The organism is Insulibacter thermoxylanivorax, from assembly GCF_015472005.1.
GTDB classification, from domain to species: Bacteria; Bacillota; Bacilli; order Paenibacillales; family DA-C8; genus Insulibacter; species Insulibacter thermoxylanivorax.
In genome coordinates this window covers 20,640-34,428 of record NZ_BMAQ01000014.1, presented here as the reverse complement: position 1 = coordinate 34,428, position 13,789 = coordinate 20,640, and the positions used below count along the sequence as shown (strand labels likewise).

Here is a 13,789-nt window from a genome sequence, read left to right as displayed (position 1 = left end):
GAGGTGTACGATGGAAGCTTATCTGAATCTCTTACAAGATATCTTGGATAATGGCACGGCGAAGGAAGACCGGACAGGCACCGGTACCATATCGGTGTTCGGCAGACAGATGCGGTTCAATCTGTCCGAAGGTTTCCCGCTTATTACGACGAAGCGGATCCATATCCGTTCTGTAGTCCATGAGCTGCTCTGGTTTCTGAGCGGCAGCACGAATATCCAATACCTGCATGATAACGGCGTGACGATCTGGGATGAGTGGGCCGACGAAGAGGGGAATCTAGGCCGCGTATACGGGGCGCAATGGCGCACGTGGCGCGCGCCGAACGGTGAGACGATTGATCAGATCTCCAAGGTGATCGAACAGATCAAGCGTGATCCGGACTCCCGCCGCCATCTGGTGAGCGCCTGGAACCCTGCGGAGATCGAGGACATGGCGCTGCCGCCGTGCCACTATGCTTTCCAGTTCTATGTGGCGAACGGCAAGCTGTCCTGCATGTTCCAGATGCGATCGGTGGATACCTTCCTGGGACTGCCCTTCAACATCGCTTCTTACGCCTTGCTTACACATATGGTGGCGCAGCAGTGTGATCTGGATGTCGGCGAACTGATCTGGACCGGCGGCGATGTTCACATCTATTCCAATCACATCGAACAGGTGAAGCTGCAGCTGTCGCGCAAACCGTATCCGCTCCCTAGATTGGTCATCAAGCGCAAGCCGGACTCCATCTTCGACTACCGTTTTGAAGATTTCGAGTTTGAAGGCTACCAGCATCACCCGGGGATCAAAGCGCCGATCGCGGTTTAACCGGGCTATCCTTTCATAAGATAAGGAAGTGAATGAATTGACGAGATTATCGATTATCGTTGCCATGGGCAAGGATCGCACGATCGGCAAGAATAACGATCTGCCGTGGCATCTTCCCGATGATTTGAAACGATTCCGCAAGATCACCATGGGCCATCCGATCATCATGGGCAGGAAAACCCATGAATCGATCGGAAAGGCCTTGGACGGGCGTCACAATATCGTCCTGACGCGCGATCCCGAATATCGGGCGGAAGGCTGCACCGTCACGCACAGCGTTGAGGAAACCCTGCAAGCGGTCCAGGATGCCGATGAAGCATTCGTCATCGGCGGAGCAGAGATCATCCGTTTATTCTTAGCGCAGACGGACCGTATCTATCTGACTTATATCGATCAAGATTTTGCAGGTGATGTGTTCCTGCCGGAACTTGCGGAAGAGGAGTGGCAGCTTGTGTCGGTGACGCCGGGAGTGACCGACGAACGCAATCCTTACCGTTTCGAATACCGCATCTATGAACGAATCCGAGCAAGCGAAGATCGGAGATCATAACCATTCCACTAGCTGCGAAAGAGGAGAGAATAACTGTGTCCCATAATACCAACGTTGTTATCGGCATTGATCTAGGTACAACCGGTGCCAAATGCGTGATCTGGTCCACCGATACGAAGGAGATTGCGGCGGAGGCGTCGAAGACCTATCCTCTCTTAAAGCCGAATCCCGGATGGGCGGAACAGGATCCGCAGGAACTGTTCGAGGCATTCATGTATTGCCTCCGTACGGCGATTGAGGAGGGCGGCATCGATCCGAAGCGGATCATCGGTGTCGGCATCAGCACGGCGATGCACACGCTGCTTGCCGTAGATGAGCAAGGGAAGCCGCTTACCAACTGCATCACTTGGGCAGATGGACGCAGCAGCGATCAAGCTGACCGGATCAAGCAAGCGTTCGACGGATTGGCGATCTACCGTAGAACCGGCACGCCGATTCATCCGATGTCGCCGCTGGCGAAATTATTGTGGATGAAAGATGAAAGACCGGACTTGTATGCCCAAGCAGCCAAGTTCGTCTCGATCAAGGAATACATCCTCTATCATCTGTATGGGGAATGGGTGGTTGACGTCTCCATCGCCTCAGCGACGGGGCTGTTCAATCTGACAACGATGGATTGGGATGAAGAGGTCCTTCGCTTGCTGGAATTGGATGCGGAGCGTCTGTCCAAACCGGTCCCTGTCACCTATGCGCTAAGAGGACTAAGGGAGGAGTTTGTACAGCAGCTTGGCATCGACCGCGACACGCCGATGGTGATCGGCAGCAGCGACGGTGTTCTGGCGAATCTAGGCGTCGGTGCCGTGCTGCCTGGGGATATCGCGGTGACCGTGGGGACCAGCGGTGCGATCCGCACGATGATGGATCAGCCGCTTACAGATGCAGCGGGTCGAACCTTCTGCTATGCGCTGGCTGAGGACCGCTTCGCAATCGGCGGCGCCACGAACAATGCCGGGATCGTCTTGCAGTGGTTGATTGAAGAGATGATGCGCGGGGATCTGACCATGGAGGAGGTGCTCCGGGAAGCAGGGGAAGCGGCGCCGGGTGCGGACGGACTGCTATTCCTGCCGTATCTGAACGGTGAGCGCGCTCCGTATTGGAATGCGAATGCCCGGGCAACCTTCTTCGGATTGTCCATCCGGCATCAGCGCAAGCATATGTTCAGAGCAGCGCTGGAAGGCATCGTCTTCTCCTTATATGGCGTGAAGAACGTCTTAGCAGAACGGCCGAGCGATGCACCGATTCACGCCTCGGGCGGTTTGGCCCGTTCCGAGTTGTGGTTGCAGATCTTGGCCGATGTCTTCGGACGCCGCGTTGTTGTGCCTAGGAGTGTAGAGGCTTCCTGTCTGGGAGCAGCCCTTGTCGTGCTGAAGAGTGCAGGCCGCATCGAGCAGTGGGAAGAGGCCAAGTCCTGGGCAGAAGCTGCTTACTCCTATGAGCCGAATATGGGCAATCACGCGAGATATGCGAAACTGTTCGACATCTACCAACAAGTGGCCGATAAACTGCAACCGGACTTCGAACGAATCACGGAGTTCCAAGTGAGCCATTCGAACGATTGATACGCTGAACTACGGGCCGCAGCCCGGCAATCGACGGGCCGCTTGGCTTTCAAGCTTGTACAATTTTAACGCGGGCGCATCGTCGACCAGTATTCTTCAATCGCCGCGGGGATCTCACGCAGTTGTCTGACGGACAGATAAGCTCCCTTTGGCTCCACATTTACCGGAATGATGTTAAAGGCCCATTCTTTCTCAGCAGGAATATGAATAGCATGGAGGCCGTTCTCAAGCGCTGGTACGATATCCGTTCGTACGGAGTTGCCGATCATCCACGTGGATGTTCGCTCGAATCCTTCCCGTTCGATGATTCGTGCCAGCGTTTCGCTGTTTTTGTGCTGTTCGATGAAGATGCGGTCTTCAAAAAACTCCGCAAGTCCCATCTGTTCGATTTTCTTCTGCTGGATCAGCACATCGCCGCCCGTGTACAGGCAGAGGAGATGGCCCTCATCTTTGAGCTGCAGCAGGGTCTCATTCATATGGGGATAGCTTTCGATCTCCTTCTCGTAGACGCTCATTCCGAGGCGCATGAGTTCCTCTACGCAGTCTTCTTCGACGTTTCTGGCAAACTTCGCAGCGAAGTACTCATAGGTATCGATCAGCGATTGCCGGAAGTGGGTGGACACGAATCCTTCCTCCTCCGTATAACGAAGGTCGATCTCCAACTGCTTGTCCATGATCTCTTCAGCGGTGAGCGGGCAGCCCTTGAGCCGATCCAGCAGCATCTCTGTGAATACTTCGATCGCTTCGTTGAAATATTTGTTGCAGTGAATCAGTGTATCGTCCATATCGAACAGCAAAGTCTGGTGCTTCATGTTGATCACCTCGCGGACTCCTAGTATCATATAGGATGGTTTCATCTTCCGAAAAATGAAGCAGAAGGGGATAGGCATGATTAAGGTTTTGTTCGTATGTCTTGGCAATATCTGTCGTTCGCCCATGGCGGAAGCGATCTTCCGTCAGAAAGTGAAGGAAGCAGGCTTCGAGGATCAGATCGTCGTCGATTCTGCCGGGACGGGGGATTGGCATATCGGCAATCCGCCGCATCACGGCACACGCCGCATCCTGGATCAGTACAAGATCAGTTATGAAGGGATTCGCGCGCGGCAGGTGGCTGAAGATGATTTCAGAGACAGCCGCTACATCATCGTCATGGACAACCAGAATATGCAAGATCTCAAGCGTTTCCAGCCAAAGGGTCTGGGGGAAGAAGCACCGTTCATCGGCAAGATGCTGGATTTTGCTTCTTCGGCTGAGCTCAAGGATGTACCGGATCCTTACTACACTGGAAATTTCGAAGAAGTATATGAGCTTCTCCAAGATTCCTGCCAGGGGCTGCTGCAGTTTATCATCGAACGGGAAGGCTTGACTGCGCGTTCATGATAAACGGTCAGCGATCGACGAATGATGGTCTGATGATCGGCTCATGATCGCCGCTTCGCTTTATCGATCATCAACATCCAGCATCTTTTCATCGAATTCGAGGGCATAGGCAAAGTCTTCGATATCATATACCTGGATCGGAATCTCCGCTTCGATAACCCGGTCGATAAAGTCGATCTGATCTGTGATCAGCGGCACCTTCTCCGTAAGTCCGCTCAGGATTAATTCCGTCTCGATCGGATCGAATTGATCGCCGTACTGGGCATTGTCCAGAGCATAGATCACCTGGAAAGTCACATGTTCATTCACGAGTATGGAGGCCTTGCGCCAAGGAACGGTCAAGGCCTTTTCTATTTTCTTGCGATTCAACGGCTCCTCGAAGAAACGGATCATCTCCTCGATCTTAGCTCGCACATGCTGCTCCTCATAGGCGTCCGGCATAAGAGGCTGCTGCTCGTCCTTGAGTTCGTATAACTCTAAGATCGTCGAGTAGGGGATGATGTATTCGACAGGTCGGTCTGGGACGAGTAATTGACCGTAGATCGCGAACATCACCGCCTCTATGGCAAAGCGCTTATGCATCTGTCATAGTGCCTCCATCTCACATAGTAATGAAGTTATGTTCGACTTCCCATCGCTTTCAGACCAGCAATCAGCTGCTGCAGGTCGTCCGGCAGCGGTGCTGTGACGGTTAAACGCTCACCAGTCCATGGGTGGGTGAATAGCAGCTGTTCACCATGCAGCGCTTGCCTTGCGATGCGGGTCTGTCTGCCGCCATACAGCGTATCTCCGGCCAAGGGATGTCCGAAAGACGAGAGGTGGACACGGATCTGATGGGTGCGTCCTGTCTCCAGACGCAGGCGAAGCAAGGTATGATCCTGATACCGCTCGATGACCTCATAATGGGTCACGGCATGCGCACCGGTCCGGCTGACCCGCCGCCGCTGCGGATGATGGCGATCGCGTCCGATGGGCCGATCGATGGTCCCCTGATCCTGTGCAACGATGCCTTCTACTACGGCAGCATAGATCCGCTCGATCTTCTTCTCGCGCATCTCCTGGTCGAACACCGCATGGGCAAATTCATTCTTGGCATACAGCACTGCACCTGTTGTGTCCTTGTCTAAGCGATGGATATGCCTGACACGGCATTCTTGCCCGGTACCCAGATAATAGGCAGCGACTTGGTTAGCCAGCGTTCCGCTTCCCTCCCGGCTGTTGGGATGAACCCCGAGCCCCGCCGGCTTGTTCACGACCATGGCAAAGTCATCCTCATACAAAATATTCAATGCTGTCCACTCTGCCACGAAATCGGGCTCTTCATAAGGGAACAGCCGCAGGTTGAGGCGGTCCCGCTGCTTCACGATGCCGTCTTCGCGAAGCAGCTTGTCCGCAATCTTCGCAGGTAAGGGAAGGATGCCTGCCAGTTCCTTAACCGACGCATCCCTAAGTGCTTCTGGAAGCTTCAATACATACCATTCTGCGGCCCGGTGACCGATAGGAGCAAGCGGCTCATGAGGCATGCGACGGGTCATGGCTGCCGGATTGCACGGATATGTTCGGCGATGAGATCGCCGTGGAATCTGCCGCTCTCGATGAAGATCTCGTTTGCGTTGCGCCCGGAAGCGACGACACCGGCGACATAGAGTCCGCGAACATTCGTCTCCATCGTCTCAGGGTTGTAAACCGGGCGATCGGATTCGGCATCCATCTCGACACCGGTCTTCTCGAGGAACTTGCGATCAGGGCGGAAGCCCGTCAGTGCAAGGACGAAGTCGTTGTCCATCTCAAGCTGGTCCTCCGGCATGCGGATGGTCACCGAATCCGGCTGGATGCTGATGACTTGCGAACGGAACATCATATGGATGACGCCTTGTTCGACAAGGCTCTTGAAGGTAGGGAGCACCCAGGGTTTGATATTGTCCGAATACTTCTCGCCGCGATAGACGACGGTGACTTCTGCGCCGACGCGCGCAAGTTCAAGGGCAGCATCGATCGCCGAGTTGTTGCCGCCGATGATCACCGTCTTCGTCCCCGTATACGGGTGAGCTTCGCGGAAGAAGTGGCTCACCTTCGGCAGTTCCTCGCCGGGGATACCGAGCATGTTCGGATTATCAAAATAGCCCGTTGCAACCACCACGCGTTCCGCTTTGTACACCCTGGGCGCACGGTTCATCGGTTGTGTCTCTAAGATAAAACAGCCGTCCTTCGGTTCGATGCTGGTTACTTCTTCGTATTGATGAACGCGAAGCTCATGTTTCTGAGCGACTTTGCGGTAGTAATGGAGCGCTTCGATGCGCGTCGGCTTATCCTGCGGTGTGGTGAAAGGAACGCCGCCGATCTCAAGTTTCTCCGCTGTGCTGAAGAACTGCATATAGGTTGGATATTGATAGATCGAATGGACGATGCTCGCCTTCTCTATGATCAGCGGATTGATTCCGATCTTCTTCAGTGCGATGGCAGCGGCAAGACCGCAAGGACCTGCGCCGACGATGATCACCTGTTCTTGTTGCATGTTGAACCCTCCGATTTTTATCAGTACTGCATCCTAATTTAATTTATATGATATTTGTCATTACAGCCTACATTGTAACACAACCGGCGATGGAGTAACATCTTTCCTGAAACGGCGTTTCAGGCAGGGACCAAGTTTGCTTTCTGAGCGAAGTCGATAAAATCGGTTTGTTGTTGATTTTTTAATGTATCTTTAATAAATTTCTGATATAGTGAGTGATGTTGGGCTTGCAAAGCTGACGAGAATCTATGAAGAAAGGAATCAAACTTATGAATGATTTCAACACCGCAAAAGGAATTCGCACGTACAAAGCCGCTCTGTTCTGGATGGGGACATCGATCGTACTGCTGATCTTGCTCATCATCGTCGCCGTCTGGAACCCATTTGCTAAAGCATCTGCCGCATCGGAGACAATCGTCACGGTGAACGGCGAGAAGATCACGAAAGATCAACTGTATGATGAGATGTATTCACAAGGGGGAAGCGCGCTCATCGAAGGGCTGATTAACAAAGAGTTGATCCGCCAAGAAGCGAAAGCGAAGAAGATCTCCGTGACCGACGAAGATATCGAGGCGGAGCTCGAGAGACAAGCAGCGAACTTCGATATGAGCGTAGAAGAGATGATGTCGATGTTCGAGATCTATGGATTCTCCTCAGAACGCTTGCGTTCGGAGATGGAATCGCAGGCGATGATGCGCAAGCTGCTTGCTGAAGAGATCAAGATCTCCGACGAAGATATCCAGCAATATTATGATGAGAACCAGGACCAGTTCACGCTTCCAGAGCAGGTAAGAGCCTCGCATATCCTTGTAGAGACGGAAGAAGAGGCGCAGGAGATCCTGAGTGAGCTGAACCGCGGCGCTGACTTTGCGGCCCTGGCTGAAGAGCGTTCGCTGGATACGGCATCTGCCGTAAACGGTGGAGATCTCGATTACTTCCCGCGCGGCCGTATGGTTGAGGAGTTTGAAGAGGCCGCATTCACGATGGACATCGGAGAGATCACTAAGGAGCCCGTGCAAACGGTGCACGGCTATCACATCATTAAGAAGACCGATCACCAAGAGGAACGCATCCAGCCGCTGGATGAGGTGAAGGATCAGATCAAGAGCTTGCTTGAAGATGAGCGATTGTATACGTTATCGACGGAGTGGATTCAAGAGAAGAGGATGCAAGCTGTTGTAGAGTACGCGAACGAATAATGGATGCACTCTAAGCAGCAGGCTGTCCGAGCGGATGACTCGGGCAGCTTTTATCATGTCCATGGGAGTGAGAGACTGCGATGTGGTTGGTATACGCTTTACTGGCTGCTTGTTGCTTCGGGGCGAGGGGGATTCTGTATCACTGGACCTCTCAGCGTCCGATTGACCGAAACTTCATGCTCTTCGGCGTCTTCACCTCCGGGGCTGTGATCAGTTTCATCGGAACCTTCGTGTCCGGACAGCAGTGGACGTGGCCGGTGGCGGCCGGGATTCTGATGGGGATCTTCTCCTTCACTGCGAATGCGAGCATGTATCGAGGATTTGCTGTCGGCAAGGCATCGATCATCGCCATCTTCACGGGTCTGCCGTCGATCGTCGTGGCAGCCTTGGCATATCTGCTGTGGGGCGAGACGCTGACTGCATGGCAGTTCGTTGCTTTGATCATCATCATCTGCGGGGTTCTCTGCATCCAATACTCCGATGATATGTCTCTCAACAATCTGCAGGGGCTGAAGTGGGGAATCCTGGCGATGCTGTTCTTTGGTTTCAACGATACCATGGGCAAACAAGCGATGCTGTGGGAAGCGGATGTGCTGCCTACTCTGGTGTGCATGTTCTCGACGGGAGCGATTCTATTCTTAACCCGTTGGTACCTGAACGGGCGCAAAACAGCCAGTGCAGCAGCGGCGGCAATCGCTAAACAGGAAACCGCCGCAAGCAGTGAAGGCGGAACAGCAGGCGCTGGAGCTGCAGCAGCTACTTGGCCGCTTAAGAAAGTATTCGCATGGGGCCTCGTCGTCGGCTTGACGAATGTGTCGGGCATGATCTTCATCCTGCCGGCCTTTAAACTTGGGGTAACGGGTTTGGTGTCTGCGGTCGTCGCTTCGAATGTCCTGATGATCCTGTTCTATACGCGGATCACGACGCGCATCAAATTCACCAGGCTGGAATTTACGGGGATCATCCTGGCATTCTCCGGCATCATCTTGCTGCGCTTGTTTATGTAAGCGAGTGCATGATCGCCCTTCTGCCTAGACATACTACCAAGTGTAGATCGATCAGGCAGAAGGAGAATGGTATATGAATCCGTTAGCAACCCACTTAAACAAACAACTGGCGAACTGCAACCTCCTCTACGTGAAATTGCAGAACTACCATTGGTATGTCAAAGGCGAGCACTTCTTCACCCTGCATGAAAAGTTTCAAGCATTGTATGAGGAGCTGCCCCCAGCGATCGATGAGATTGCAGAGCGCATCTTAACCATCGGGGAGAACCCGGCGGGAACGATGAAGCAATATCTCGAACTCGCTTCGATCCAAGAGGCTTCAGGACAGGAAGACGCGGCGGGCATGGTGGCTCAGCTCGAGCGGGACTACCGTATGCTAGTGCAAGAGATGCAGCAAGGCGTGGATATCGCTGAACAAACCGGGGATGTGGTGACCGCGGATCTATTCACAGGTCTTGCTGCTTCCTTCGACAAACAGGCTTGGCTGCTGCGTTCTTACTTAGCGCAAGCGGTGCAGCACACGTCATGATGCAGCATAAGCATATAGATGAAAGGGTGTCGAACATAACCGTGAAAGAACCCGCCATCGACCCGGAGACCTTGCTGCAAGAATGGCGCAGGATGCTGCCGGAACTGCTGCCGCCCGGGGACGGCTGTGAAGTGCATCTGGAGAATCTGCCTTACAGCCTGTTCATCCATATCGATGTCTCCGGGCACGGGATGTACAGCTTTGACTTTCGTGTGAATTACCTGGATAATCGTGAAGTCAAAGTTGAACTGTTGGATGTGCAGAAGGGAAGCGAGCATATCGATGAACGGCAGGAAGAAGTGCAGCAGCTGCTGCAAGATTATATCCGCCATATTCATGAATGTGCCCAACAATTAAAGCCCGTTATAAGTCCATAACGTTTAATCCTCTATGGCGTGAATAAATGAAACTGGGGTGCGAATTGCCGTTGTCGGCAGATCGCACCCCAGTTTATGTCAATGAAGACGGGACTGGTTGATTATTCTTGATCGTTGCTGAGCTTCAGGACCTCGATGATCTTGAAGAACAGGCTGAGCAGGATGGTAACGATCGTCGCCAGTACCATGCCCTTCAGCTCCGTGGTGCCGATCGTCAGCTTCGTACCGCTGATGCCGATGACGAGGACGACGGAAGTGAGGATGAGGTTCTTCGGTTTGCCGTAATCCACCTGTCCTTCAACTAGCATGCGGATCCCCGCTACGGCGATCACGCCGAATAACATGATCGACACGCCGCCCAGCACGGCATCCGGCACGGAAGAGATCACCGCAGATAATTTGCCGAAGAAAGAAAGGATGATCGCGATGACCGCTGCAATGCTGAGCACATAAGTGGAATAGACGCGGGTGATGGTCATGACGCCGATATTCTCCCCGTAAGTCGTATTGGGTGTAGAACCGACAAAACCGGACAGCATCGTCGATAATCCGTTGCCGAGCAAGGAGCGATGCAGTCCCGGTTCCTTGGAGAAGGGCTTCTTCACGATGTTCTCGGTAACGATTAAGTGCCCGATATGTTCGGCAAGTACGACGAGGGCAGCAGGCAAAATCGCAAGGATCGCTGTCAAGTCGAACTGCGGGAACGTAAAGGTGGGCAGGGAGAAGAACGAAGCTTCTTCTACTTGTTCAAACTTTACGAGTCCGAAGAACCAAGCGATCACGTAACCGGCGATGAAACCGATCAGGATTGGGATGATCTTCATAAACCCGCGGAACAGCACATTACCCAGGACGATGATCGCCAAAGTCAGGATCGAGACGGTCACGTGACTTGGATCGGGGGACCAGTTCACGGCAGGGTCCAGATTGTCCGGGCGAATCCATCCTGCCATCTCCGCGGCTACCGGCACGAGTTCGAGACCGATCAGCGCAACAATGGGCCCCATCGCGGCAGGCGGGAGGACGACATCGATCCACTTCGTGCCGACGGCTTTGATCAGCAGGGCGAAGAGGGTGAAGATGGCGCCTACGACGATGAAGGCTCCGAGCACCTTTGGATAGTTTGCTGTGGGGTTATCACCAAGGATCAATAGTACGGGAGCAATAAAGGCAAAGCTGGAACCCAGATAGGCAGGGATCTGCCATTTACAGATATACAGATAGAGCAGAGTTCCAATTCCGTTCATCAGCAGGATCGTTGCGGGATCCACTTTGAAGATAATCGGGACCAGCACCGTGGATCCAAACATGGCAAACAAGTGCTGCAAACTGAGCGGCAATGTTTGGACTAAGGGCGGTCGTTCATGGACTTGAATTTCGCGGCTCAATGTTTCTTCCTCCTTGGTAAAATATGGCATATGCAGGTCCTATTTATGTAAGTCGTATTACATCATAGCAGATGACGACCATTCGTGCATGATATTTTTTTATCCTGTTCGACATCAAACGTCACAGACATAAGACTGAACTTGTGCTTTACAGCGCATGGGCTGTCCAAGCAGCGGCCCAATCGATTTCGAACGCCTTCTGCCGTCCCGCATCTCTGAGCGGTTTTCTTGTGGACGCGCGGGCAGATGCCACGCTATGATAGTATGCTATGATAGTTATGTATGTTTTAAAGGGAGATGAAGCGATGAGTTCTAGACGAAGATCAACGCATTCGACATATTCTGCGATCTTTTATCGAACAGGCCTTATCCTGTTGGTTATCGCGATCATATTCGGCCAACTCATATGGGTTTTCGATCCGTGGCGGTTCGGAGGTCTGTATCTTATAGATTATATTCCGCAGTTGATTGCAGCTTGCGCCGTGATTCCGCTCCTGTGGACGATCGGAGCTGTTCATGCTTGTTTGAGGGAGCGGCGCGGGAAGCTGAGCTGGCTGCTGATCGCTGTCCGCGTTATCATGATCATCCTCTCATTGATCGCAGTTTATACGCTGTGGACGAATCCGCGGCAATTGCTGCAGCTCGGGTTCAGCTTCGCAGCGGCTTTGGCAGCGGTATGGGCGGATCTCATCATCACCGACGGGCTGGAGCGCAGGGCATTCCCCGGCAAAGGGGTAATCTGGTCGATCAGCAGCGCCGTCATCCTGGCTTTGCTGTTATGGCCGACCAATTACCTCGTCACTTATCCCGGGATAACGATGAATATGCAGCGATATGTACAAGTGGATGACGGCCATCCGCAAGGAGAGATCGCCGGTGTCCTGATCTTCCAACGGCCGGCTTTTCCCGTTGATTGGCTGTATGCTGCCGTCTTTCCTCACTATACCTTTGAGAAGCAAGAAGAACTCGGCATGCCTCTTGATCAGTATAACCAGATGGTACGCCGTATGAAACACGATGCCAACACGATCGCAGCGGCGATCGCTCTTGAGAAGGCGGGTCTTGGCAGAGGCGTTATTCATATCGGTGTGCTGGTCATCGATGTGGTCAAGGACGGGCCGGCTGAAGGCGTGCTGCAACCCGGGGATCTCATCGTCGGCGCGAATGATGTGGAAGTTCACCGCACCGATGAACTCATGCAGGTGATCAGCGGGCTGGAACCCGGAGACCACCTGGAGGTAGTCGTCGTGCGGGAGGGGGAGACACGGCATCTGACCCTGCAAACGGCAGCGAGGGAGGATGACCCGACGAGGCCAATGGCGGGCATACAGATTACCGACGAGGTCGTCTATGACGTGCCGCTGGATATCCAATATACCCAATACCTGCTCCATGAGGGCGGGCCCTCCCACGGCGGGGTGCTCACCCTTACGATCATCGATCAGTTGACTCCCGGAGGGGTAACGCAGGGCAATTACGTTGCCGCAACGGGCACCATCCGTGCCGACGGTTCGATCGGACCGATCGGCGGGATCAGGCAGAAGGCCTTCACTGTCGCGCGCAGCGGCGTCGATGTATTCTTCGTGCCGGCGGGGCAGGAGGAGGAAGCGCGGCTGGGGGCGAAGAATCTGCAGATCGTTCCTGTACAGACGATAGATGAGATCTTGGAATGGCTGGCCCAGCATGCGAAACAGACGGAGGATGGATGACAAGATTAACACGATAACGATCAAAACTGGAGAAGGAGACAACAGAGATGGCTTTTGGGATCACGCGGCAGCAGCTGACGGAATGGAAGAAGCAAGTGAGACGAGGGGAGATCGCGTATCTGACGCATTATTGGATCGATGAGAGGTTTCCAGGGATCACCACTGTCACCAAGGTGGGCTGCTGTGATCTGGACAAGCTGCGGGCATGGTGCCGCCGGCATCGTCTGAATCCGCAATATATTCATATGCATGAGAAGTATCCGCACTTCGACCTGATCGGTCCCAGGCAGAAGCAGATCCTGATGGAAGAGCAGCTGTGGGACCATATCAGGCGGTTTAAATTATGAGCAAGATCGTATGATGAGAGAGTTCGTCCGTTTGGGATGCGAGGATCTGCTCGGCAACAAGACCGTGTATCGGCAGATCACTTAGATCAGTTTGATCACATGGACAATCTTCGTTGCAGGAGTGACCTTAATGAGATGCTGGCGCGCATCGTATGCCACGACGCCCGACCCCACGTATACCACAGGATCCGCACCTAAGGCATAGAAGAGGTCGTCGGACAGGGTGCGGATGCAGTCCATGCGTTCGTTTCTGGCCAGATTGAGCCAGTCTGAACGCTCCATTTCGAAAAATTCATAACAATCGTCGATTGTCGCGATCGCAGCGGCCAATTCCTCTGAGATCTGCTTGTATTCGCGGTTGTATTTGACACCCATCGTCTCACATTCCTTTACTTATATTTTATATTGCTTTATCTATATTTTA

The 13,789-nt window shown here is 53.3% G+C and carries 16 protein-coding genes; 10 read left to right on the top strand and 6 right to left on the bottom strand.

Translation table 11 applies throughout. The annotated features are described in order from the left end of the window. The first annotated feature begins 10 nt into the window (after positions 1 to 10). The 3 genes from thyA to PRECH8_RS07625 are packed head-to-tail and all read left to right on the top strand — an operon-like array spanning position 11 to position 2,914. Positions 11 to 805 (top strand): thymidylate synthase, encoded by a 795-nt coding sequence (gene thyA / locus PRECH8_RS07635; protein ID WP_200966502.1) that lies wholly within the window; start codon positions 11 to 13, stop codon positions 803 to 805. A 37-nt stretch (positions 806 to 842) separates the two neighbouring features. Then, on the top strand, positions 843 to 1,355 hold the full coding sequence (locus PRECH8_RS07630) for a dihydrofolate reductase (protein WP_276569100.1): 513 nt from the start codon (positions 843 to 845) through the stop codon (positions 1,353 to 1,355). Positions 1,356 to 1,390: 35 nt separating this feature from the next. Beyond that, complete coding sequence (locus PRECH8_RS07625; protein ID WP_242457486.1) at positions 1,391 to 2,914, top strand: gluconokinase; 1,524 nt, start codon at positions 1,391 to 1,393, stop codon at positions 2,912 to 2,914. 65 nt (positions 2,915 to 2,979) lie between these two features. Here PRECH8_RS07625 and PRECH8_RS07620 read toward each other — a convergent pair whose 3' ends face one another. Next, positions 2,980 to 3,726 carry an HAD family hydrolase gene (locus PRECH8_RS07620; protein WP_200966563.1) on the bottom strand — a complete coding sequence of 249 codons (747 nt, stop codon included), beginning with the start codon at positions 3,724 to 3,726 and terminating at the stop codon, positions 2,980 to 2,982. A gap of 76 nt (positions 3,727 to 3,802) precedes the next feature. Here PRECH8_RS07620 and PRECH8_RS07615 point away from each other — a divergent pair, with 76 nt between their 5' ends. Beyond that, complete coding sequence (locus tag PRECH8_RS07615) at positions 3,803 to 4,294, top strand: low molecular weight protein-tyrosine-phosphatase (protein ID WP_200966501.1); 492 nt, start codon at positions 3,803 to 3,805, stop codon at positions 4,292 to 4,294. Between the two features lie 60 nt (positions 4,295 to 4,354). Here PRECH8_RS07615 and PRECH8_RS07610 read toward each other — a convergent pair whose 3' ends face one another. Genes PRECH8_RS07610 through PRECH8_RS07600 form a run of 3 tightly spaced genes read right to left on the bottom strand, consistent with a single transcriptional unit; the run spans position 4,355 to position 6,809 of the window. After that, positions 4,355 to 4,876 (bottom strand): ADP-heptose synthase, encoded by a 522-nt coding sequence (locus PRECH8_RS07610; RefSeq protein WP_200966500.1) that lies wholly within the window; start codon positions 4,874 to 4,876, stop codon positions 4,355 to 4,357. Positions 4,877 to 4,911: 35 nt separating this feature from the next. Next, on the bottom strand, positions 4,912 to 5,829 hold the full coding sequence (locus tag PRECH8_RS07605) for an RluA family pseudouridine synthase (RefSeq protein WP_242457485.1): 918 nt from the start codon (positions 5,827 to 5,829) through the stop codon (positions 4,912 to 4,914). Further along, on the bottom strand, positions 5,826 to 6,809 hold the full coding sequence (locus PRECH8_RS07600) for a YpdA family putative bacillithiol disulfide reductase (protein ID WP_200966499.1): 984 nt from the start codon (positions 6,807 to 6,809) through the stop codon (positions 5,826 to 5,828). Before PRECH8_RS07600 ends, PRECH8_RS07605 begins: the two co-directional genes overlap by 4 nt. A gap of 248 nt (positions 6,810 to 7,057) precedes the next feature. On the opposite strand from PRECH8_RS07600, the gene PRECH8_RS07595 reads away from it, so the two are divergent. From PRECH8_RS07595 to PRECH8_RS07580, 4 genes are all read left to right on the top strand, one after another. Beyond that, positions 7,058 to 8,008: a peptidylprolyl isomerase gene (locus tag PRECH8_RS07595; protein ID WP_200966498.1), complete on the top strand. Its 951-nt coding sequence runs from the start codon at positions 7,058 to 7,060 to the stop codon at positions 8,006 to 8,008. An 80-nt stretch (positions 8,009 to 8,088) separates the two neighbouring features. Continuing rightward, the gene (locus PRECH8_RS07590; RefSeq protein ID WP_200966497.1) at positions 8,089 to 9,015 is read left to right on the top strand and encodes an EamA family transporter; all 927 of its coding nucleotides are present in this window, start codon (positions 8,089 to 8,091) and stop codon (positions 9,013 to 9,015) included. Between the two features lie 73 nt (positions 9,016 to 9,088). Next, positions 9,089 to 9,544: a Dps family protein gene (locus PRECH8_RS07585; protein ID WP_200966496.1), complete on the top strand. Its 456-nt coding sequence runs from the start codon at positions 9,089 to 9,091 to the stop codon at positions 9,542 to 9,544. Beyond that, positions 9,541 to 9,921, top strand: coding sequence for a hypothetical protein (locus PRECH8_RS07580; RefSeq protein ID WP_242457484.1), 381 nt, complete (start codon positions 9,541 to 9,543; stop codon positions 9,919 to 9,921). Before PRECH8_RS07585 ends, PRECH8_RS07580 begins: the two co-directional genes overlap by 4 nt. A 101-nt stretch (positions 9,922 to 10,022) precedes the next feature. Here the strand turns inward: PRECH8_RS07580 and uraA are convergent, their stop codons facing one another. Continuing rightward, a complete protein-coding gene (gene uraA, locus PRECH8_RS07575; protein WP_200966495.1) occupies positions 10,023 to 11,339 on the bottom strand; it encodes a uracil permease in 1,317 nt (438 codons plus the stop codon). Positions 11,340 to 11,683: 344 nt separating this feature from the next. Between uraA and PRECH8_RS07570 the strand changes: the two genes are divergently transcribed. Continuing rightward, entirely contained in the window at positions 11,684 to 13,018 is a 1,335-nt protein-coding gene (locus PRECH8_RS07570; RefSeq protein WP_207161780.1) for a PDZ domain-containing protein, read from the top strand. A 47-nt stretch (positions 13,019 to 13,065) separates the two neighbouring features. Beyond that, positions 13,066 to 13,365, top strand: coding sequence for a hypothetical protein (locus tag PRECH8_RS07565; RefSeq protein WP_200966493.1), 300 nt, complete (start codon positions 13,066 to 13,068; stop codon positions 13,363 to 13,365). An 81-nt stretch (positions 13,366 to 13,446) separates the two neighbouring features. Here PRECH8_RS07565 and PRECH8_RS07560 read toward each other — a convergent pair whose 3' ends face one another. Further along, complete coding sequence (locus PRECH8_RS07560; protein WP_200966492.1) at positions 13,447 to 13,740, bottom strand: hypothetical protein; 294 nt, start codon at positions 13,738 to 13,740, stop codon at positions 13,447 to 13,449. Between the last annotated feature and the right edge of the window lie 49 nt (positions 13,741 to 13,789).